Genomic DNA, 21,400 nt, shown 5'->3' on the forward strand with positions numbered 1-21,400 from the left:
GTCAGGCCTCGATGGTGAGCAGTTTCCTGCCGGTCGAGGTGACCACCTCGAAGCGGTCGACGTCCTTCAGCGGCGTGGCACTGCCGCCGTGCATGTAGAGGGGGTCGGGCGAGCCCGGAACTCCGTACCCGGCTGGAGGCACGGACCATCCGGTCATCACCCGGCGCTCTCCCTTCTTGCCGACCGAGATCAGCTCGCACTCCAGCGGCCCTTTGACCCCGGCCAGCTTGAGCGCGGCGTGGGTGCCCCACGCCTTGGACTCCACGACCAGCCCGCCGGTCACCCCGCCGACGCCTTCGCCCTCGATGGGGGTGCCGCCGGCGAAGAACTGCTCGGCCGGGCCCATGTTCTCCGCCTCACCCTGCGCGACCGGTGGCTCGCCCGCGCTGAGCTGCGTGCCGATGGTCAGCCCGCCGGCGACCAGCGTGACGGCCGCCGCCATCCCGACGGCGAACGTCCCTTTGCGCTGCCGCCGGTGAGCCGCCTTCTTGCGCCGGAGGCGGCCGACCACGTCGCCCTGCCCGGTGAGGTCGCCGGAGGAAGGCGGGCGGAGGTCCTCGGGAAGAGGGCCGATGCCGTGCAGCACGCTCGCCACGCCGGCCAGGTCGGCCAGCTCGGACCGGCAGGCGGGGCAGCCGAGCAGGTGGGCCTCGAAGGCGAAGCGGTCGTCCTCCTCCAGCAGGCCGAGGGCGTAGGCGCCGACGTCGGTGTGCTCGACGCGGGAGGTCATGCCGTCATCCCCCGCTCCTCCAGCGCGATCCGCAGCGCGCGGACGGCGTAGTAGACGCGGGACTTCACGGTGCCCACGGGGATGCCGAGCGCCCGCGCGGCGTCGTTGACCGAGCGATCCCGCAGGATCGTCTCGTTGAGGATCTCGCGATGTGCCGGCGACAGCGCCTTCAGCGCCTCTGACACGACCACCTGGCGCAGCAGTCCCTCCATCTCGTCGGGCACGGACATGCTCTCCAGCTGACCGTCGCCCGACTCCTGCGGGCGGGCGTCCCTGCGCCGCCGGTCGTCGATCACGATACGTCTGGCGACCGTGGCGAGCCAGGGCATGAGCGAGACGGCGTCAGGGTCGAGCCGCTCCGCACTGCGCCAGGCACGGATCATGGTCTCCTGCACCACGTCTTCCGCCCACTGCCGATCGCCGGCCGTGAGCCTGATCACGAAGGCCAGCAGCGGCCGGTGATATTCCCGGTAGAGCGCGGACACGACCACCTCGTCGTCCGGCACCGCGCCATCGCGCGCGTCATCCGGTCGCACCCGCCGGAGCCAGTGTCGTAAGCGCGGCCTGCCCATCGGGAGGGCACCCTCGGCCGAGGGCGGGGGATACGTGCTGATCCGCATCATTCCCCTTTCTCGCGTCCGTCGGCAGGTGGTACGGCCGGCCGCCCTGGCACGGTTCAACAGATCGCGATACTTAATGTGATTGCGCACGTCGGGGCTGTGTGCGTAAAGTCGCAGAGGCAACCGATCGGGGAGGTGAGGACTATGCGGGTCGTTCTGGTCGACATGCCGTCCGTCCACCTCCGGGCCCTCGTCTGAGCTGCCCGGCTCCTTCTCGCATCAAAGGTTCACTGCGTTGTCATACGATCTTTCCCTGCTCGGCTGGAGCGATCAGCGCGCCGCCGAGCTGCCCACCGGCACCGTTCCCGCCCGCGTCGCCCGCGTCGATCGCGGCGCCGCCGAGGTGATCGCGGCCGACGGCCAGCATCACGCCAGATACGCCGCTCACGTGCGCAGAGCGGCCGCCGCCGACCCGGTGGCGCTGCCGTGCGTCGGCGACTGGGTCGCGCTGTCCTGGCTCGACGAGGGCCGCTACGAGCTCGACGAGGTCCTGCCGAGGACGACCGCGTTCATCCGGGGAGGCGTCGGCCGCACGTCGGTCGGCGGACTGTCAGGCGACGGCCAGGGCCAGGTGCTCGCGGCCAACGTCGACGTCGTCTTCGTGGCCGAGCCGTCCATGCACTCCACCGATTTCGCCGACCTGGGCCGCATCGAGCGGCTCGTCGCCCTGGCCTGGGAGTCCGGGGGCACGCCGGTCGTGCTCATCACCAAGTCCGACCTGTTCGAGCACGGTCTCGACCAGTTGCTCGCCGACGTTCGGGTGGCCGCGCCCGGCGTCGACGTGCACGCCGTCTCCTCGTTGAGCGGCGACGGCGTGCGGCTGGCCGGCGACTATCTCGAGGGCTCCCGTACGGCAGTCATCCTCGGCCCGTCGGGTGCCGGCAAGTCCACTCTGGTCAACGCCCTGGCCGGGGAGCCCGTCATGGAGACGCAGCAGGTGCGCGCCGCCGACGGGCGCGGCCGGCACACCACCGTGCACAGAGAGCTGATCCCGCTGCCGGGAGGGGGGCTGGTCATCGACACGCCGGGCATCCGCAGGATCGGCCTCTACGACATCGGCGAGGGCGTCGACCTCGTCTTCGCCGACATCGAGGCGCTCGCGGAGCGGTGCAGGTTCAGCGACTGCGGCCACGCGGGAGAGCCCGGGTGCGCGGTGCTGGCCGCCCTGGACAGCGGCGAACTGCCGGAGCGGCGCCTGGAGAGCTGGCGCAAGCTGCAGCGGGAGGCGGTGTGGATGGCGGCCAGGACCGACGCGCGGCTCCGTAAGGAGCAGCAGAACAAGTGGAAGGTCATCACGAAGGAGATGCGCCGCTCGGGCCGCAACCGTCCCTGACCCTCCGCTCGCGCCGCCACCCGGCCGGCCTCGCGGGGCCCGTGCGGCCTCGCCTGGCCGGCCCGCGCGCCGCCGGTCCCTGCCGGGGCGGCCGTTCGTCGCCCCGGGGGCGGGCGTGCGGAGGCGAGGAGACGGCGTCGGCGGGTAGGCAGCAGTCATGATGCTTTTCGCAGACCGGGCAGAGGCCGGTGCGCTGCTCGCCGAACGGCTGCGGGACGCCCACGACCCCGTGGTGCTCGCGCTGCCCCGCGGCGGGGTGGCGGTGGCCCAGCCCATCGCACGCCGGCTCGGCGCCAGGCTCGACGTGCTCGTGACCAGGAAGATCGGCTATCCGGGGCAGCCCGAGCTGGGCGTCGGCGCGGTGGCCGAGGGTGGTGAGCCCGTGTTCGACCTGGCGCTGCTGCACCGGCTCGGGCTGACCCCCGAGTCCGTCGCGGACGTGGCCGAGCGGGAGCGGCGCGAGCTGGCCCGCCGGGTGAGCGTCTACCGGGGTGACCGCCCGCTGCCCCCGCTGGAGGGACGCGAGGTGATCGTGGTGGACGACGGCCTGGCGACCGGCGGCACCGCGCGGGCCGCGCTCAGGGCGGTCGGCACGGCCAAGCCCGACAAGGTGACGCTGGCCGTGCCGGTCGGGGCGCGCGGCACCGTCGCGTCTTTGCGGGAGGAGGCCGACGAGGTGGTCGTACTCCTGACGCCGGTCGACTTCAGGGCGGTCGGCCAGTGGTACGAGCGCTTCGACCAGCTCAGTGACGGCGACGTGCTCGAGCTGCTCCGTGAGGCGGGATCACGGTGAATGACGTACGCCGATGAGCGGCGCAGCCGACCGGCGAGGGCGGCCCAGACGGGTTCGCACGCGGCCGGGTCACCCGGCGAGGACGGCCCAGACGAGCTTGCGCGAGCCACCGGGGGAGAGCCAGCCCCAGGTGGAGCAGAGGGCGTCCACCAGCCGCAACCCTCGCCCGAACTCCGAGAACACGTCGGGCGCGGCGGCCACCGGCACGGTGTGGCTGTGGTCGGCCACCACGCAGGCGAGCTCCGCGCCATGAGACAGCAGGCGCAGCTGGGCCACCCCGCCGCCGTGCCGCATGGCGTTGGTCACCAGCTCCGAGACCACGAGCTGCGCGTCGAAGGACACGTCCATCACGTCCCACGCGGTGAGCGTCTGGTCGACGAACCGCCGGGCGGTCGCCACACACGAAGGCTCGAGGCGCTGGTGGAAGGGGAAGACGGCGTCGCACTCACCGGCATGACCGTCCACCAGGACGGACGAGAGCCATCCTGGAGGCCGGGAACCGATGGCGGCTTGCGGCCGAGCGTCGAAAGTCGTCATTCAGGCCCCCGAAGCGCGGTCTGGTGATCCAATGCCCATCTTTACGGGGAGCGCTTACCGATGCAAGACTTTTCGTAGTTTACGGATGCGAATCGCATCTGCACGTGCAGATGATCTAGGAGCGGTGCGTGAGCGCACAGAGCGCGGAGGGAAGGCTGCTCAGCCATGCCCCCGGAAGCCCGACGGTGCTGCGGATCCTGCTCGGCACCCAACTCCGCAGGCTCCGCACGGAGAAGGGTATCTCGCGCGAGGACGCGGGGTACTCGATTCGCGCATCTCACGCCAAGATCAGCCGGCTGGAGCTCGGGCAGGTCAGCTTCAAGCAGCGCGACGTGGCCGATCTGCTCACCCTCTACGGCGTCACCGACCCCGCCGAGCGTGAGCCGCTGCTCGCCCTGGCCGAGCAGGCCAACGCCCCCGGCTGGTGGCACAAGTACGGCGACCTGCTGCCGTCATGGTTCGAGGTCTACATCGGCCTGGAGGGCGCCGCCTCCAGCATCCGCACCTACGAGAACCAGTTCGTCCCCGGGCTGCTCCAGACCCCCGCCTACGCCAGATCGGTCATCGAACTGGCCCACGAGAAGGCCGCGCGGTCGGAGCTCGACCGCCGGGTGGCGCTGCGCGTGGCCCGGCAGAGACGGCTGGACAGCGGCCTGACGCTCTGGGCGGTGATCGACGAGGCCGTCGTGCGGCGCACGCTGGGCGGCCCCGAGACGATGCGGGAGCAGATCGCGTTCCTCCTCGACATCACGGCCGAGCGCAACGTCACCGTGCAGATCATGCCGTTCGACCGCGGCGGGCACGCGGCGGCCGGCGGCTCTTTCAGCATCCTGCGCTTCCCCGAGCGCGAGCTGCCCGACGTGGTGTATATGGAGCAGCTCACCAGCGCCCTCTATTTGGACAAGCCCGCCGATTCCGACCACTACATGGAGGTCATGGACCGGCTCAGCATCCAGGCCGAGGAGCCCAAGGCGAGCCGGCGCTTCCTGGAGCGGCTTATTTCCGGCTGAGCTGCTGATATCCCTGTGATCCACGGCATACCAGGATTTTTGGTCGTCCGGTATATGTGCCGCGGCGTGCTGTCGTATTGTCAACTCGCAAGCGCGGATGCACGTGCATCCGTAAGATCGCGAGGAGCCGCCTCCATGCACGAGTTCCGCAACGGAACGCCCGCCGGCCGCCTTCCCGTCGTCTGGCGCAAGAGCAAGCAGAGCAACCCCAACGGCAACTGCGTCGAGGTCGCCGGCCTGCCCACGGGGGAGATAGCGATGCGCAACTCACGTTTTCCCGACGGCCCCGCACTCGTCTACACGCAGGCTGAGATCACCGCGTTCGTGCTCGGAGCGAAGGACGGGGAGTTCGACGACCTGATCGTCTGAGGGGTGTTCGTCGCCGGGCAGGCCGGGTTACGGTCTGCCCGGCGATGCATTTCGGTCACTCGACCGTGGGCGTGGCAGAGGCGCCCCTTGGAGGGGGCGGCGTAACAGGGTGGGCCGGCCCGATCACTGGGAGAGACCGTCGGCCGGTGGGGTGGGGGCGGTGGGTGAGGGACCGCGGGAATCGCCGTGCGGGCCGGTGCGGCCGTGTGATGAACAACGCCGGCGTGAGACCGGACCGGCGAAAAGGGCCGCCGGCGCGGAGAACGTGGTCGCCGCAGGGACCGGTGAAGATGCCGGTGCGGGCGAGGATCGCCGCGGGTCCTGGCCGGGATGTCGCCCGGCCGGACCGTTGGGTGAAGCTGTGGATGGTGCCAGGTGAGGATGCCTGATCAGGCAGTTGTCCCGACCGGGTTCGCCAGGGCCTGGACATGGAGGGCCAGGCTCTGGTTCATCGGGACAACTGCGTGATCACGCGGGGCTGATGACGTGGCCGGGTGTGTGTCAGGCGGCGGAGATGCCGGCGCTGGCCGCGCGGCGCATACGACGGCGACGCTCGCTCGCGCGCTCGTCCTCGTTGAGACCGCCCCACGTGCCGTACTTCTCGGGCCGGGACAGCGCGTAGTCAAGGCACTCGGTGCGGACGGGGCACTGGGCGCAGATCGCCTTCGCCTTCCGCTCACGTACGTCACGCTCGGGCTGCCGCTCCCCGTCGGGGCCGAAGAAGAGCACGAGGTCCTCACCCCGGCACGCGGCATCATCCTGCCAACCCCAGCTGGGGCGCGGGCGGGCGAGCTGCCGACGTACCTGAGACATGAGAAAACCACCTTCGTGAGAGGTATTTCGGAATTTGAGCCGCATTGGACGCTTTTGGCGTCACTGTTCCAACGCAAGGTAGGGCCGTGATGTTCCCTGGTCAGGCGAGAGCGGGCGTCGCGTACCGCACAGGCGTGAGCCTGTCCAGCGAAACCAGCCGGTAGGTGGTGATCGTCTCGGCGCAAGCCGTACCACACGGCGCGGTGAACGCCGATGGCTCGATCACAACCTGGAACCGGACGTCGCCGCAGCGCACGATGGCTTCGGTGACGTCGCCGTCCGACCTGGAGGATTCCACGGCCACCGCGCCGACGGAACACTCTCCCGTATGGGCTCGGGCGAAGTGTTCCACGGCTTGCAATGGCTCAGGGATGCCTGCGCGTCCCCGGTAGCGGTCGAGAATGATCTCGCCCGACCGGTACGCGTTAGCCGCTGCCAGTGCAGCAGCCTGAGACATGCTGCCGTAGAAAATTCCGTGTGGCAAGCACACGAGGTTGGCGGCGTAGCGATCGCCGCCAACGTGTGACGTTTCCCACACTCTGTCCGGCAAAGATTCGGCCAGTGACCGAGCGAGGGGCAATCCAATGCGGGCGCAGCACACATTGCGCTTGGCGTGCGTGCAGACCAGAAATACCGGCTCGTCTTCAAGTATGCAGGACTCCGGGACCACTCCGGCCACGAAAGCGTCCAGGTCAAGATCGTCAGGACCTGCGACGACGCCCCCTGCGAGCCATGGACGATCACCGGCCGCGTGACCCAGTAGCACACGGATCCCCTGCTCCCGCGGGCGGGTCCGCTTTCCCGGGCGGCGGATCAGCTGGGGCCTGATACCGCGTTCGAGCGCCCGGCGGACGAGTTCGGAGATTTCTTGAGGAAGTTCGAAGTTTTCCAGGCGCGAGGGCCAGGCGCCGGTGTATTCGATGAGCAGCCAGAGCCTGGCTCCCACGGTCGCGCTCGCCAGTGTGGGCACCCCGCCCGTGTGGCACCCGATGGGATGCTCGCAGCCCGTCGCCAACGCCCGTACCCCTTCCCCGATCAGATTAGGTAAGCCTAATCTAACGGCTTGGCGCCATCAGGCGTGGGGTGTTCCGCGCAGTACGTCCCGTGTCGCGGGCAGCGCGCGCTCCCTGTCCCGCCTGACCAGGCCGATCCTGGTCCGCCGGTCCAGCAGGTCGCCCTCGTCGAGCGCGCCCTCGTGCAGGACCGACCACAGCAGCTCTCCCTTGGTGATGCCGAGCCCGACCTCCTCGGGGTGCGCCTTGACGAGCTCGTGCACGGCCCGCGCCTCGGCGCCGTACCGCTCGGCCAGCCGCATGGGCACCCCGGACGGCTGCGGGCCCGCCCCCACGAGCGGGATCTTCTTCGTACGGCTCCGGCCGCCCGGCAGCCTCCTGTCCGAGACCGCTCGATCCACCGCGTCCTCGGCCATGCGGCGATATGTCGTCAGCTTGCCCCCCACGACCGTGACGACGCCGCCGCCGGACAGGACCGCGTGCCTCCGGGACAGGTCGGCCGTCCTCCCGTCGGCCGCCAGGAGGGGCCTGAGGCCCGCGTACGCGCCCGCGACCGCCTCTCTGGTCACCGGGGCCTCAAGAACGCCGTTCAGCACCTCCAGGAGCGTTCTGACGTCCTCCTCCGGGGCTTCGGGGACGTCCGGCACCGGCCCGTCCACCGGCTCGTCCGTGAGCCCGACGTAGACGCGGCCGTCGTGCTGGGGGAGCACGAGCGCGAACCGGTCGCTCTCTCCCGGGACGGGCACGTGCAGGCCCGCGATCAGCCCGGGCAGCGTGCCGGGGGAGAGGACGAGGTGGGTGCCGCGTGACGGACGCAGCCTCACCTGCGGGTCCAGCGATCCCGCCCACGCTCCCGTCGCGTTGATCACCGCTCCGGCCCGGATGGTGAACTCCTCGCCCGTCAGCTCGTCGCGTACGTCCGCGCCCTCTTCCGAGAGCCGCAGCGCGCGGCAGCGGGTCAGCACGCGGGCCCCGCGCGCGGCGGCGGTCCTGGCGATCGCCACCACGAGCCGCGCGTCGTCGAGCAGCCGGCCGTCCCACGACAGCAGCGCGCCGCGCAGGCCGTCGCCGCCGAGCACGGGCGCCAGGGTGCGGGTACGGGCCGCCGTGAGCCGCGTGGGGCCGGGCAGCAGGCGGCGCGGCGTGCGGGCGGCGGCCCGCAGCGCGTCGCCCATCCGGTAGCCGGCCGCCACCATGGCCGCCTGCCGCCGCGAGACCGCGGGCGTCAGCGGCAGCACGTACGGGTGCGCCTTGACCAGGTGCGGAGCCGTCGTGCGGAGCAGGATCCCGCGCTCGGCCGCGCTCTCGTAAGCCACGTCGACCTGCCCCCTGGCGAGGTAGCGCAACCCGCCGTGGACGAGCTTCGAGCTCCACCTGGACGTGCCGAACGCGAGGTCGTGGGCGTCGATCGCGGCCACGCTCAGCCCGCGGGACGCGGCGTCGAGCGCGGCGCCCGCGCCGGTCGCGCCGAGCCCCACCACCAGCACGTCCACCCGCTCCTCGGCTGCCCGGCGCAGCTCGCGGGCCCGTCTGCGGGCGTTCAGCGAACTCCCTGGGTCGGCCGCGCCCATCAGCCCGCCGTCCTTCGTGCGCGCGGGGTGAGGGCCGCGGCGGCGGCGCGGTCAGCGGCTCTCTCGTCGGTCAAGGTATCCCTCCAGCAACGCGGTGAGTTCGTCGTCGAGGTCGTCCACGGTCACGGGGCCGAGCATGGTCGGAGCGGACAGCAGGAACGACTGGGCCACCAGCAGCACCGCTCTGGCCTTGCGCGGATCGCCGAAGCCCCGCTCCAGCACCTCCAGCACGGCCTCGTGGGTTGCCCCACGCCGGTCGAGCAGGTAGGGGAGGAGCAGCTCGGGATCCGCCTCCACGATCTTGCGCCACAAGGGGTGCGCGCGCAGCCCCCGCACGCCCGCGACGACCGCGCGGACCGGATCGGACATGTCCAGCTCAGCGATCACCCGCACCCACTCCCTGGTCATCACGTCGGCGACCAGCGTGCGCACGTCGGGCCAGCGGCGGTAGATCGTCATCCGTGACACCCCGGCCCTGCGCGCCACGTCCGTGAGGGTCGTCCTGCGCACTCCGTAGGCCAGCACGCAGTCGCGGGCGGCGTCCAGCATCCCGTCGTTGTGACGAATCGACGTCATGTGTCACAGTGTACCCATGCCTGGAGAACCCATGTCGTGGTCGGGATGGGGCGACCCCGCCCGCGCCCGGGAGCTGCCCGAGCAGATCCGCACGCTGCTGCACGACCTGCTCGGCGTGCGCGCGCCCGCCGTCCCCGCCGTCGCGCTGGAGGAGGTGCGGGTCCCGCCGGTCGCCCTGCCGGGGCCGCTGGTCGAGGCGCTGGCCGGGGTGGCCGGCGCCGAACACGTCCTGACCACGCACGAGGCCCGCGTGCGGCACACGCGCGGAAAGTCCACCCCCGACCTGCTGCGGATGCGCGCGGGCGACGGCTCCGACGCGCCCGACGCCGTGGTGCTGCCCGGCTCGCACGAGGAGGTGGCCGAGCTGCTGCGGCTGTGCTCGGCCGAGCGGATCGCGGTCGTGCCCTTCGGCGGCGGCACCTCGGTCGTGGGCGGTCTCGCGGCCGCCCGCGCCGGATTCGCCGGAGTCGTCGCGCTCGACCTGGCCAGGCTCGACCGGCTGCGGTCGGTGGACACGGAGTCGATGGTGGCCGAGTTCGAGCCGGGTGCGCGGGCCTCCGAGGCCGAGCGGCTGCTCGCCGCGCGCGGGCTGACGCTCGGGCACTTCCCCCAGTCGTTCGAGTACGCCACGCTCGGCGGCTTCGCGGCCGCCCGCTCCAGCGGCCAGGCCTCCGCCGGATACGGGCGCTTCGACGACATGGTGATGGGCCTCACCGTCGCCACCCCGGCGGGCACCCTGGACCTCGGCCGCGCCCCCAAGTCGGCGGCCGGGCCCGACCTGCGGCAGCTCGTCCTCGGCTCAGAAGGCGCTTTCGGCGTCATCACGTCGCTGCGCCTGCGGGTGCGCCGCGCGCCCGCCGAGCGCCGCTACGAGGGGTGGCGGTTCGCGTCGTTCGCGGCCGGCTCCGCGGCCGTGCGGGCGCTGGCGCAGGAGGGGATCATGCCGGCCGTGCTGCGGCTGTCCGACGAGACCGAGACCATGGTCGGCCTGGCCGAGCCGGACGCCATCGGCTCGGGCGGCTCCGGCTGCCTGCTGATCGCGGGCCACGAGGGCGCCGCGGACACCGGTCGGCGGCCGGCCGTCTCCGCCGTGCTGGCGCGGCTGGGCGGCGAACCGCTCGGCGCGGGTCCCGGTGAGGCGTGGGAGCACGGCCGGTTCTCGGCGCCGTACCTGCGCGACTCGCTGCTCGCTGCCGGCGCCACCGTCGAGACGCTGGAGACGGCCGGGTTCTGGGCGAACCTGCCGCGCCTCTACGACGCGGTGCGGCTCGCGCTGCTCGGGGCGCTCGGCTCGCCGCTCGTCATGTGCCACATCTCCCACGCGTACGAGACCGGCGCCTCGCTGTACTTCACCGTCGTGACCCCGCAGGACGCCGACCCGGTCGCCCAGTGGGAGCGGGCCAAGACGGAAGTGAACGCGGCCATCGTCGAGGCGGGCGGCACCATCACGCACCACCACGGGGTCGGCCGCGACCATCGCGACGCGTACGCGGCCGAGCTGGGTCCCGTCGGTGTGAGCGTCCTGGACGCGGTCAAGGCCCGGCTGGATCCCGCGGGCATCCTCAACCCTGGCGTGCTCGTCCCGCCGGTCGAACCGGCGTGAAGCCCTTGCTGGACGCGGCGCCACTCCCGGCCGCGCAGCCGGGGCTGAGAACGGGTGCGCCCGTTCTCCGGGCTGTACCCGTTCTCCGGGGTGTGCGGCCGGGCGGGTGACCGGCCGGGAGGCGGCGTGCGCCGGGGGCGGACGGCGTGGCGTGTGCCGGGGGCGGACGCCGGCGGTGGTCAGCCGGGCGGGAGGAGTTGGTCCGCCTCCGCCACGAGCGCGGCGGCCTCGCTGTAGCGGTGGAGGGCCTCCAGCACGGCGGCGAGCCGGTACAGCGAAGCCACCAGCGGGGCGCCGCCCGCCGAACGGGTGAGCGCCACCGCCTCCTCGGCCAGCGGCAGCGCCTCCGCGGGCCGCCCGCGCGCGAGCAGCAGCCTCGCTCCCGTAATCAGGGACCGGGCCAGCAGGCCCGAGTATTCCTCCGGCGACTCCCCGAACAGAACCCGGCTCCTGGCGATGGCTTCGCTCAGGCTCTTGACCGCCGATCCACCCCACCGGGGTCGAGTCTGGGCATAAGCCAGTAAACCCTCAATGGCGTCCACTTCGGATGTGCCTCTGCGAGTCGCGTCGTCAGGGCCGTTACGGGTCATGGGAGCCTCCCCTCGGCGGTCCCAACCGCTTGCTTGGGGTGGTGAGGGTACACCATGGTGCACCCTCCGCGTCCCTGGCTGTACGGAGCGTTGAAGATGCGTGATCGGTAGATCACCGTAAAGATGTGGCCATGGTGGATGTCGCGGCCGAACGCGCAAAGCAGCTTTCCTCGCGGGCGTCGGAGGCGGGCGCCGGGTGGGCGTGCCCGCAGGTGGGGACGTTCGCGCAGCTCAGACCGCACAGGCGAGGTTTCAGCTGGCTCAATCTGCGGACGTTGTGGCGCTCGCGTAACGAGGTGCTCGCGGGGTTGTTCGGCGATCCGTCCGGGCAGGTGCGGGCGCAGTGGGTGGCCGCTCAGGAAGCGCGCGGGATTGATCCGGAATTTCGTATCAAGGCACCTGCCGCGAGGAATTTCAGTTTCCTGCTGCTCGGTGATACGGGGGAGGGAGACGCTTCTCAGTACGCCGTTGTTCCGGGGATGTTAAAACTCGGGCAGGGAACGTCGTTCGCGGTCATCGCGAGCGATGTGGTCTATCCGACGGGATCGGGCAACGAGTACGGCGACAAGTTCTTCCGTCCGTACAAGGACTATGACGCCCCTATTTACGCCATCCCCGGCAACCACGACTGGTACGACGGACTCGGCGGGTTCATGCGGGTCTTCTGCGACGCCGAGCTCAAGCCGAAGCCCGACCGCGGGATCCGCGGACTGCTGTGGCGCAGACCGGAGCCGATCGACGAGGAGCGGCTGGCCGAAGCGCGGCAGCTCAGGGGAAGGCCGTCCCAGCAGGCGAGGCAGCCGGGGCCGTACTGGGCGATCGAGAGCGACGACCTGCTCGTCGTCGGCGTCGACACCGGCATCAGGAACACCATCGACAAGGGGCAGACCGCGTGGCTGCGGCGGGTCTCGCTCGACCCCCGGCCCAAGATCCTCGTGACGGGCAAGCCCATCTACACCGCCAACGCCTACAAGCCGTCACCGCTGGAGGAAGGCGGCACGATCGACGACATCGTGCGCGACCCCGCACACCGGTACGTCGCGGCCATCGGCGGCGACGTGCACAACTACCAGCGCTATCCGGTCAAGGTGGGGGACCGGGTGATTCAGTACATCGTCTCAGGGGGCGGCGGCGCGTTCATGCACGCGACGCACACCATCGAGCGGGTCGACGTGGCCGGCGTGCACGAGGACGACTTCAGGTGCTACCCGCTGCGCGGCGACTCGCTGTCGTTCTACAGCCAGCTCTACGCCACCAGGCTGCGGATGAAGTGGCTCTACCTCACGCCCGCGGAGGCCGCGTGCGTCATGTCGGAGCACGTCAAGAACCGGCCGGTCAGGACCCCGGAGGGCACCGTCGCGATCACCCGCAGGATGCGGTGGGCGGCGCGGCTGCTCGGGGCCTGGCCGTGGCCGTTCAGGCTGCCCGTGGACAAGGTGTTCCACCACTACCTGTCCGAGCTGTCCGACTGGGACACCCCGCCCTTCTTCAAGCAGCTGATGCACGTCACGGTCACGCCGGGCGAGCTGACCCTGCGCTGCTTCGCCGCCACCGGGTGCCTGGCGCAGGAGCTGGATCCGCCGCTGGAGGACGAGGTGCGCATCAGCCTCGCGTGAACCGGTCCCGGCCCGGTCCCGGCCCGTTCCCGGCCCGTTCCCGGCACTGTCGGAGGCGTTTGGCACTCTTGACCACGTGCATGTCGTGGTCGCGGGAGAGACGCTGCTCCCCGTCGGTGGCTCTCCTCGCCGTCCCGCCGATCTGGCGCGGGCCGTCGCCGAGCTCGAGGCGGCCGAGCGTCCGCGCTGGGTCTGGGCCGACGCCAGGGAGGACTACACGCCTCTGGTGGCGGCCGGTGTGCGGGTCGCGCGCTGCCACGACATCGCGCTCACCGAGGGGCTGTTGCTGGCGCACGAGGGCCGACACGGCGAGGCCCGATCCGCCAGGGCCGCGCACGCCAGGCTCCACGGGCTGGTGGTGCCCGATGACGAGCCGAGCGCGCCCGGCACGCTGTTCGCGCCCGAGCCGCTCGGTGCGGAGGCGGTGGCGGAGGTGCTGGCAGGCCAGCTCGGGCGCATCGCCGCGCTGCCCGAGCCCGGGAGGTTCCGGCTGCTGGTCGCCGCGGAGTCCGCGGGGGCGCTCATCGCGGCCGAGATGGCGCACGACGGCATGCCCTGGCGCGCGGACGTGCACGACGAGCTGCTGACCGAGCTGCTCGGCCCGCGGCCCGTGCACGGCATGCGGCCGGCCAAGCTGCAGGCACTGGCTTCGGAGGTGGCGGCGGCGTTCGGCCACCCGGTCAACCCCGACTCGGTGCAGCAGCTGGTCAAGGCGTTCAAGGGCGCCGGGGTGACGCTCAAGACGACCAGGTCGTGGGAGCTGAAACGCGTCGACCACCCCGCCGTGGCGCCGCTGCTGGCCTACAAGGAGCTGGCGAGGCTGTTCAGCGCCCACGGGTGGGCGTGGGCCGACCAGTGGGTGCGCGACGGTCGCTTCCGCCCGGAATACGTGGTGGGCGGGGTGGTCTCCGGGCGGTGGGCCACCAGCGGCGGCGGGGCGCTGCAGATCCCCAAGGTGATGCGGCGGGTGGTGGTGGCCGACGAGGGGTGGAGCCTGATCGTCGCCGACGCGGCCCAGCTGGAGCCGCGGGTGCTGGCGGCGATGGCCGGTGACGGGGGGCTGGCCAGGGCGGCGGGGGAGATCGACCTCTATGCGGCGCTGGCGCAGTCGTTCGGAGGCGAGCGGGCCAACGCCAAGATCGCGATGCTGTCCGCCATGTACGGCGGCACCAGCGGCGACGCGTCCAAGCTGCTCACGGTGATGCGGCAGCGCTTCCCCAAGGCGTACCAGTTCGTCGAGGACGCGGCGAAGGCGGGCGAGGAGGGGCGGCTCGTGCGCTCCTGGCTCGGGCGCACCTGCCCGCCCCCGTCGGCGCGGTGGAAGGAGCTGGTGTCGGGGCCCGAGGGCGGGCGGGCGGCCAGGGACCGAGGGCGGTTCACGCGCAACTTCGTGGTGCAGGGCACGGCCGCCGAGTGGGCGCTGGCGCTGATGGCGGTGCTGCGGGGGCTGCTGCCCGAGCCGGCCCGGCTGGTGTTCTTCCAGCACGACGAGGTGATGGTGCACTGCCCGCTGGAGCAGGCCGACGAGGTGATGGCGGCGGTGTCCGCGGCGGCGGCCGAGGCGAGCAGGCTGCTGTTCGGGCGGACGCCGGTGCGCTTCCCCATGGAGGCCGTGGCGGTCACCTCCTACGCCGACGCCAAATAGGCGCGTCCCCTTCTCGCGGGGCTTTCCCGAGCGGGTGGCTGTTCCCGAACAGACGGTCGGCAGGGAGCGCCCGCGATCACCGGGCTCGGCGGACTATCCGGCAGAGGAGACGGCGGGGGTGCGGCGCCAGATGGTGACGAGCCACAAGCCGGCCAGGGCGACCATGACGCCGACGACCAGGCCGAGCATGCCGTACCCGAGCAACCCCACGATCGCCCCGGCGACGATCGTGCCCGTGGCGCCGCAGACGTTCATCAGCAGGTCCGACAGGCCCTGAACGGCCGGGCGGCGGGATAGCGGGACGGACTCCGTGACCAGGGCGGAGCCCGACACCAGGCCGCACGACCAGCCCAGCCCGAGCAGCACCAGCGCCGCCGTCACCTGCCACACCCGGTGCCCTGCCGTGCCCGCCAGCGTGGCCGCGCCCAGCAGCAGGGCCATGCCGAGCACCAGCACCGGCAGCTTGCCCGCCCTGTCGGCCAGCCAGCCGACGACCGGTGACAACACGTACATGCCGGCGATGTGCAGGCTGATCACGACGCCGATGACGTCCAGGTTGGAGCCGTCGTGGTGGAGCTTGACCGGGGTCATCGACATGACCGACACCATCGCGGTGTGGCTGATCGCGATCATGATCAGCGCCGTGCGGGCCATCGGGGTCGTACGCAGCGTCTCCCAGGCCGTCCTGATGGTCCGGTTGCGGCCGGGTGCGGGCTTGTCCTGCGTGCCGTCCAGCAGGCCGCGCGCCAGCTTGAGCGGGTCGGGCCGGAGCAGCACGAGGATGATGACCAGGGCCAGGGCGAACGCCAGCGCGGCGAACGCGAACGGCCCCGCCTTCTCCGCCATCCCCAGCCGCATGCCGATCTCGTCGGCAGGCTCGGCCAGGTTCGGACCGGCCACGGAGCCGATGGTGGAGGCCCAGACGACCAGCGACAGGTGCCGGGCGGAGCGGCCCTTCGGAGAAAGGTCGGTGGCGGAGTAGCGCGCCGCCAGGCTGCCCGCGCTGCCGCCGCCCACCAGCACCAGCCCCGCCAGCAGCAGCGGCCACGAGCCCAGGCTGATGGCGGCCACGGAGATCGCGCAGCCGGCCAGCGCCGCCAGATAGGCGAGCGACAGGCCGGCACGACGCCCGCCGCTGCCCGATGCCCTCGCCGTCGGCAGGGCCAGCAGTGCCGCACCGGCCACGGTGGCCGTGCCGGCGAAGCCGCTGATCACCGTGGATCCCGACAGTTCGTCCACGACCACCGAGCTGAGCGCCAGCCCGACCGCCACGCCCACGCCGCCCACGATCTGCGTCGCGGAGAGAACCGCCAGGGTGCGACGCTGAATGCTCGGGATCCGGTCAGAGGGCAGCGTCGCGGGCTGGATGGGGGCACTGGTCACCAGTGAAGTTTGACATAACCCCCCAACACCGCCACAAAGACGACAACATCCCTATTTCCGCGATCAATCAGAGGATCGTGACGGCGTCGCCCACAACGATGCGCCCAGGCCCGTCGGGGATCAGATTGATCCCGAACCAGACCTTGCCGTCCCACTTGCGATGCCTGGCCAGCGTCCTGAGGGGCTCCTTGCCCTTGGTGTACGTGGCGGTGTCGACCGTGGTCAGCACGCAGCGGTCGCAGCCCTTGGTGACCCGGAAGCCGACGTCCCCGATGCGCAACCGCTTCCACTCGTCCTCGGCGAAGGGCCTGCCGGCCCCGTCGATCACCACGTTCGGCCGGAACCTGTGCATGGGCAGCGGGGCGGGCGGCTCGTCGCCGTGTTCGAGCGCCGTCTCCGCGATCCAGTCGTTGAGCTGGGCGAGCGAGGCGCTGGTGGTGAGCAGCAGGGGAAAGGCGTCCGCCAGGCTCACGCGGTCCTCCGGCCGTCCGTACGCCGGATTGACCGGGCGTCGGGTCGGGTCGTCGAGCCACTTGAGCCGGACGGGCTGCCCGGCGAGCTCCGACAACCACCGGGCCGCGTCGTCGCCGCAGTCGGTGAGCTCCACCGGGGTGCCCCACACGTCGACCGTGGACATCGCGGCAGGAGCCGCGGTGGACGCCCTGGTGGCCGGGGTGACCTGCAGCGGGGCGGCGTGCGGGCCGGTCAGCGTGAGAGCGTCGCCGTCGAGCTCGGCCAGGCAGGCCAGCAGCGCCGGTTCCTCGCGCGCGGTGAGGATGTCGCCGTTCGTGTCGGTGATGAGGTAGCGCCGGTCGCCTGCCAGGCCCCACGGCTGCACCTCGGCCTCATCGACGTCATGACCCGCGGTCGACTTGATGGGATAAAAGCGAATACTCCCCAGCTTCATACGGCAGACCGTATCTCACTGATCGGCGCGGTCCGCGGGGACGCGCTCCTGCGGTGCCGGGACGCGGCCAGCGCGACCGCGCCGAGCGCGGCAATCCCGATGGCGGCGCCGATCCAGGCGACGGACGGGTAGCCGAATCCCGCGCCGATGGACAGCCCGCCCAGCCAGGGGCCCACGGTGATGCCGACGTTGAAGGAGGAGACGTTCATCGCGGCGGTCAGCGTGGGGGCGGCCTTGGCGAGGGCGAAGGGGCGGGCGTTCAGCGCCGGGTTGGTGCCGAATCCGAACGCGCCGAGCAGGAAGACCAGCACGATGGTGAGGACGGGCACGGCCGCGGACGCGGCCAGGGCGGCGGAGGTCGCGATGAGGCCGGTGACCCCGGTGAACAGGACGAGGAACGGCCGCGCGTCGGCGGTCCTGCCGCCGATCGTGATGCCGATCAGAGCGCCGACCCCGTACAGGGCCAGGACGGCGGGAACCCAGGCGGGCGCCAGGCCCGTGGTGCCCGTCAGCAGGACGCTGAGGTAGCTGAAGGAGGACAGCAGGGCCGCCGTGGTCAGCATGATCGTGCCGTAGGCGATCCAGAGTTGCGGGTTCAGCATCGCCCGCAGCTCGGCCCGTACGCGGGGCCGCTCCCCGGCCTCGGACCGGCCGCCGGGGATGGTGGCGAACACGCCCACCGCGGCGAGCACGGACAGCCCTGCCACCGCCCAGAACGCGGCCCGCCAGCCGAGGTGCTGGCCGATGACGGTGCCCGAGGACAAGCCGATGATGGTGGCGACCGTCAGCCCGCCCACCAGGATGCTCATCGCCTTGCCACGGGAGTTCGCGGGCACGAGGCCGATCGCGGTGCTCGCCGCCACGGCCCAGAAACCGGCGTACACGAAGGCGCCGGCCACGCGGGTGGCGAACACGACGGCGTAGTCGGACGTCAGCGCGCCCGCGACGTGTGTGAGGGCGAAGACCAGCATGAACGTCAGCAGTGCCGTACGGGGTGGCCAGCGCAGCGTGGCGACGGCCAGCACGGGAGCGCCGACCAGCATCCCGATGGCGAACGCCGAGATCAGCAGCCCTGCCTCGGGGACGGACACGTGCAGGTCGCGGGCCATCTCCGGGAGCAGCCCGGCCAGCATGAGCTCCGACGTGCCCTGCGCGAATATCGACAGGCCCAGTATGTAGACCGCCAGGGGCATGGCGATTCCTCCACAATTTTAGATTGATCAGTACAAAATTAGGGAACAAAAAACTCAGAACGCGTCCAGCGCGGTTCGCGCGACGGACGCGAGGGTCTCGCGGCCGGCGCCGCCGCAGGCGGCCACGCGCATGCCGCTGACCGTGGCGACGACGAAGTGCGCCAGGGCGAGCGCGTCCTTGCCCGCGTCGATCTCACCCTGGGAGATGCCGACCTCGATCGCCGAGCGGATCATCCGCACCCGCCTGTCGGTGTCGAGCCGCAGCAACTCGGCGACGGCCGGGTCGTGCCGGGCCATCTCGACCTGCGAGTTGACCACCAGGCAGCCGGCCGGCTCCTCGGGATCGGGCTCGACCGCCCACCCCAGCACGGTGCCGACCTTCTCCCTGACGGGCAGATCGGAGTCCATCAGCTCGGCGAGCCTGGCGTTGCGCCCGTCCATGTAATGGCGCAGCGCCTTCTGGAACAGGTCGTGCTTGCTCGCGAAGGTGTTGTAGATGCTGCTGCGCCCGAGGCCGGTGGCCGCGCACAGGGCCTGCGTCGAGGTGTTCTCGTAGCCCGCGCCCCAGAACGCGTGCATGGCCGCCTCGACCGCACGGTCCTCCTCGAACGTCCTCGGTCGCGCCATGCCCGGCACGCTACCAGTTTTGGAACGGCCAGTGCAATATCCGAGGGTTCGCGAGGCATCTCACCGTCGCGCCGATGTCAGGTGCTTCGCCGGAACGTGTCGAGGAACACCTTGCGCGTGCCGGCCTGGTCGTCCCACTTCAGCTCGGGCAGGTCGAACGTGATCGTGAACCCGGTCGTGTCGTCGATCGTGACGTATCGGGTCAGCGCGTGCATGGGCACGCCGTTGGCGGTGGTGTAGGTGTACTCCCAGTCGGCGGCCTTCCAACCCCGGTAGGACACGGCCCGCAACTGCACCTGGATGTAGCTCTCCCGGCCGCCCTCGGACTCCTCCCTGCTCAGCCGGGACAATCCGCCGTCGGCCTGCGGCGTCACCCGCTCCACCACGATCCGCATGCCGGAGTCCTCCGGCCCGTTGAACGTGGTCTTGCCGTCGGCCTTCGCCGGCGTCCAGTCCTCCGGCACACCGGCCGCGAACCCGGCGGCGGTGTGCTCCTCGTAGCCCTCGGGCACGGGGGACGGCTCGCCGCCCGCGGTCGCGGCGCTCGTCGTGGCGGTGGGGGTCGCGGTCGCGGCGGTGACCGCGGCGGGCTCCTGCGGTGATCCGCCGGACAGGACGATCATCACGGCGCCCGCGACGACGGCCACCGCCACGATCGCGCTGATGAACGTGAGCGGCGTCGGCCGGCCGTCGCGCATCCACGCGCCGCCGTCGTCGTCCTCGCTCCTGCGCCTGCTCGTGCCCGTGCGCGGGGAGGCGCCGGGCAGCGTGGCCAGGCGGCTGCGGCCGATGTCGTGCGACAGGCCGCGTGACTGCTCGCGCAGGTCGGCGGGGGAGGCCAGCGGCCACGGGGTGGCGCCGGACGTACGGCTGTCGGACGTCAGCGGCAGGATCGGCCGGGGCCGCGGTCCTGACGGCGCGTCCAGGCCGTCGGCGGAGTCGTCCAGGGACGGGTACGACCCGAAGGGGTCCGGTCCGCCTGACGGGGACGGGCCACCATACGAAGGCGGGCCACCGTGCGAGGAAGGGCCACCGTGTGGAGGCGGGCCACCGGGCGGGGGCGAGCCGTCGAGCGAGGGCGGGGCGCCGATCACGGGGAAGCCGCCCGAGGACGAGGGACCGGCCACTGCGGGAGAACGGTCGGGCGAGGGCGGGCCGCCGGCCACGGGGAAGCCGCCCGAGGACGAGGGGTTGCCCAGGGAAGGGGCGCCGTCAGGCGAGAGCGGGCCGCCGAGCGAGGGCGGGCCGTTGTCCGGCCGCTGCGGCCCCGACGGGCTGCCGAACGCCTCGAACCCCTGCGCCGGGGGTAACTGGTCGGTGTTGTGGCTGCCCGACGGGCTCGTCATCCCGTCATAGGGCATCGAGTAGCCGCCCGAGGGGCTGTTCATCGGGTCGTACGGCACGCGCACCGGCCCCGAGGGCGTCTCCACGATCCGCGACGGCATCGGCCCCGAGGGGTGTTCCAGCGGCGGCAGCAGCCCGGCCGGGGTCGGGTCGGCCTGGCTGGGCAGCGTCTCCGGCGGGCGCGGCCTGGCGGAGCCGTGCGCGCCCAGCACCGTCTCCAGCATCTCGATGACCTGGGCCGAGGTCAGCCGCTCCGCCGGGTTCTTGCGCAGCAGGCCCTCGATCACCGGCATCAGCGCCCCGGCCCGCTGCGGCCTGATCGGGTCCTGGGTGAGGACCGCGCCGAGCACCGCGATCGCGTCGGGCCCTTCGTACGGCGGCCGCCCCTCGACGGCGGCGTACAGCGTGGCCCCGAACGACCACAGGTCGGCCGCCTGCGTGATCGGCTGGCCGGACAGGCGCTCGGGCGGGATGTACGCGGGCGACCCCATGAGCAGCCCGGTCTGCGTGATCGTCACGTCGCCCTCGATGGCCGCGATGCCGAAGTCGGTCAGCACCACCCGGTCAGAGGTCAGCAGCACGTTGCCGGGCTTGATGTCGCGGTGCATGATGCCGGCGGCGTGGGCGTGCCGGATCGCGTCGAGCACCCTGATGCCGATCTCGGCCGCCTGGATCACCGGCAGCGGCCCGCTCTGGCGTACGGCCTGCTCCAGGGACCACGCGCGGACCAGCTCCATCACGATCCAGGGGCGGCCGTCCTCCTCGACGACGTCGTGCACGGTCACGATGCCGGGGTGCGTCAGCCGCGCGGCCGACCTGGCCTCGCGCAGCATGCGCCGGTGCGCCACCTGCCTGCCCGCGTGGTCGAGGCCGTACGGCAGGATCAGCTCCTTGACCGCGACGTCCCGGTCGAGCAGGACGTCGTGGGCCTGCCACACCATGCCCATGCCGCCCCTGCCGACCGGCGACATCAACCGGTAACGCCGGCCGATCAGGCGGCCCTGGCTCTGCGGAGTGCCGCTCGGGGGGCCTCCCTCCGCGCCGGGGCCGCTGAGCAAGCGGTCGGCTGCCATGTTCCCGCCCCCATCTCGCCTCATCCGTCACGTGCGTTCTCACGCTACTTGCAG

20 protein-coding genes are annotated in these 21,400 nt (G+C 71.9%); 7 read left to right on the forward strand and 13 right to left on the reverse strand.

The genetic code is table 11. From position 1 onward, the window contains the following. Position 1: 1 nt before the first annotated feature. Both ABGA98_RS11280 and ABGA98_RS11285 read right to left on the reverse strand, forming a co-directional pair. Positions 2–730, reverse strand: coding sequence for a zf-HC2 domain-containing protein (locus tag ABGA98_RS11280; RefSeq protein WP_347618156.1), 729 nt, complete (start codon positions 728–730; stop codon positions 2–4). Then, on the reverse strand, positions 727–1,215 hold the full coding sequence (locus tag ABGA98_RS11285; RefSeq protein WP_347618345.1) for a sigma-70 family RNA polymerase sigma factor: 489 nt from the start codon (positions 1,213–1,215) through the stop codon (positions 727–729). Before ABGA98_RS11285 ends, ABGA98_RS11280 begins: the two co-directional genes overlap by 4 nt. 370 nt (positions 1,216–1,585) lie before the next feature. On the opposite strand from ABGA98_RS11285, the gene rsgA reads away from it, so the two are divergent. Continuing rightward, positions 1,586–2,683: a ribosome small subunit-dependent GTPase A gene (gene rsgA / locus ABGA98_RS11290; protein WP_347618157.1), complete on the forward strand. Its 1,098-nt coding sequence runs from the start codon at positions 1,586–1,588 to the stop codon at positions 2,681–2,683. 157 nt (positions 2,684–2,840) lie between these two features. Next, positions 2,841–3,476, forward strand: coding sequence for a phosphoribosyltransferase family protein (locus ABGA98_RS11295; protein ID WP_347618158.1), 636 nt, complete (start codon positions 2,841–2,843; stop codon positions 3,474–3,476). A gap of 69 nt (positions 3,477–3,545) precedes the next feature. On the opposite strand, the gene ABGA98_RS11300 is transcribed toward ABGA98_RS11295, so the two are convergent. Beyond that, a complete protein-coding gene (locus ABGA98_RS11300; protein ID WP_347618159.1) occupies positions 3,546–3,875 on the reverse strand; it encodes an ATP-binding protein in 330 nt (109 codons plus the stop codon). A gap of 266 nt (positions 3,876–4,141) precedes the next feature. On the opposite strand from ABGA98_RS11300, the gene ABGA98_RS11305 reads away from it, so the two are divergent. Both ABGA98_RS11305 and ABGA98_RS11310 read left to right on the forward strand, forming a co-directional pair. Beyond that, positions 4,142–5,023: a helix-turn-helix transcriptional regulator gene (locus tag ABGA98_RS11305; RefSeq protein ID WP_347618160.1), complete on the forward strand. Its 882-nt coding sequence runs from the start codon at positions 4,142–4,144 to the stop codon at positions 5,021–5,023. Between the two features lie 135 nt (positions 5,024–5,158). Next, entirely contained in the window at positions 5,159–5,392 is a 234-nt protein-coding gene (locus ABGA98_RS11310) for a DUF397 domain-containing protein (RefSeq protein WP_132631172.1), read from the forward strand. 501 nt (positions 5,393–5,893) lie between these two features. On the opposite strand, the gene ABGA98_RS11315 is transcribed toward ABGA98_RS11310, so the two are convergent. From ABGA98_RS11315 to ABGA98_RS11330, 4 genes are all read right to left on the reverse strand, one after another. Then, positions 5,894–6,205, reverse strand: coding sequence for a WhiB family transcriptional regulator (locus tag ABGA98_RS11315; protein WP_101784355.1), 312 nt, complete (start codon positions 6,203–6,205; stop codon positions 5,894–5,896). Positions 6,206–6,305: 100 nt separating this feature from the next. Beyond that, a complete protein-coding gene (locus ABGA98_RS11320) occupies positions 6,306–7,151 on the reverse strand; it encodes a sucrase ferredoxin (protein WP_347618161.1) in 846 nt (281 codons plus the stop codon). A gap of 126 nt (positions 7,152–7,277) precedes the next feature. Then, on the reverse strand, positions 7,278–8,789 hold the full coding sequence (locus tag ABGA98_RS11325; protein ID WP_347618162.1) for an FAD-dependent oxidoreductase: 1,512 nt from the start codon (positions 8,787–8,789) through the stop codon (positions 7,278–7,280). 51 nt (positions 8,790–8,840) lie between these two features. Then, positions 8,841–9,365, reverse strand: a complete 525-nt coding sequence (locus tag ABGA98_RS11330) for a helix-turn-helix domain-containing protein (protein ID WP_347618163.1) — start codon at positions 9,363–9,365, stop codon at positions 8,841–8,843. 31 nt (positions 9,366–9,396) lie between these two features. On the opposite strand from ABGA98_RS11330, the gene ABGA98_RS11335 reads away from it, so the two are divergent. Further along, the gene (locus tag ABGA98_RS11335; RefSeq protein WP_347618346.1) at positions 9,397–10,968 is read left to right on the forward strand and encodes an FAD-binding oxidoreductase; all 1,572 of its coding nucleotides are present in this window, start codon (positions 9,397–9,399) and stop codon (positions 10,966–10,968) included. A gap of 179 nt (positions 10,969–11,147) precedes the next feature. Here the strand turns inward: ABGA98_RS11335 and ABGA98_RS11340 are convergent, their stop codons facing one another. Continuing rightward, positions 11,148–11,510, reverse strand: a complete 363-nt coding sequence (locus ABGA98_RS11340) for a tetratricopeptide repeat protein (RefSeq protein ID WP_347618164.1) — start codon at positions 11,508–11,510, stop codon at positions 11,148–11,150. A 179-nt stretch (positions 11,511–11,689) separates the two neighbouring features. On the opposite strand from ABGA98_RS11340, the gene ABGA98_RS11345 reads away from it, so the two are divergent. Both ABGA98_RS11345 and ABGA98_RS11350 read left to right on the forward strand, forming a co-directional pair. Beyond that, on the forward strand, positions 11,690–13,174 hold the full coding sequence (locus ABGA98_RS11345; protein WP_347618165.1) for a metallophosphoesterase: 1,485 nt from the start codon (positions 11,690–11,692) through the stop codon (positions 13,172–13,174). A gap of 85 nt (positions 13,175–13,259) precedes the next feature. Further along, positions 13,260–14,819, forward strand: coding sequence for a bifunctional 3'-5' exonuclease/DNA polymerase (locus ABGA98_RS11350; RefSeq protein WP_347618347.1), 1,560 nt, complete (start codon positions 13,260–13,262; stop codon positions 14,817–14,819). Positions 14,820–14,912: 93 nt separating this feature from the next. On the opposite strand, the gene ABGA98_RS11355 is transcribed toward ABGA98_RS11350, so the two are convergent. The 5 genes from ABGA98_RS11355 to ABGA98_RS11375 all read right to left on the reverse strand — a co-directional run bounded on the left by ABGA98_RS11355 (position 14,913) and on the right by ABGA98_RS11375 (position 21,346). After that, positions 14,913–16,202, reverse strand: a complete 1,290-nt coding sequence (locus ABGA98_RS11355) for an MFS transporter (RefSeq protein WP_347618166.1) — start codon at positions 16,200–16,202, stop codon at positions 14,913–14,915. 67 nt (positions 16,203–16,269) lie between these two features. Then, positions 16,270–17,109, reverse strand: coding sequence for an MOSC N-terminal beta barrel domain-containing protein (locus ABGA98_RS11360; protein ID WP_347618167.1), 840 nt, complete (start codon positions 17,107–17,109; stop codon positions 16,270–16,272). After that, the gene (locus tag ABGA98_RS11365) at positions 17,106–18,302 is read right to left on the reverse strand and encodes a Cmx/CmrA family chloramphenicol efflux MFS transporter (RefSeq protein WP_347618168.1); all 1,197 of its coding nucleotides are present in this window, start codon (positions 18,300–18,302) and stop codon (positions 17,106–17,108) included. The genes ABGA98_RS11360 and ABGA98_RS11365 overlap by 4 nt, the downstream gene beginning before the upstream one ends. A gap of 54 nt (positions 18,303–18,356) precedes the next feature. Then, positions 18,357–18,929 (reverse strand): TetR/AcrR family transcriptional regulator, encoded by a 573-nt coding sequence (locus ABGA98_RS11370; RefSeq protein WP_347618169.1) that lies wholly within the window; start codon positions 18,927–18,929, stop codon positions 18,357–18,359. Positions 18,930–19,006: 77 nt separating this feature from the next. Then, positions 19,007–21,346, reverse strand: a complete 2,340-nt coding sequence (locus tag ABGA98_RS11375) for a protein kinase (RefSeq protein ID WP_347618170.1) — start codon at positions 21,344–21,346, stop codon at positions 19,007–19,009. Between the last annotated feature and the right edge of the window lie 54 nt (positions 21,347–21,400).

Origin of the sequence: Nonomuraea sp. B1E8, from assembly GCF_039871515.1 — a bacterium.
GTDB lineage: Bacteria > Actinomycetota > Actinomycetes > Streptosporangiales > Streptosporangiaceae > Nonomuraea.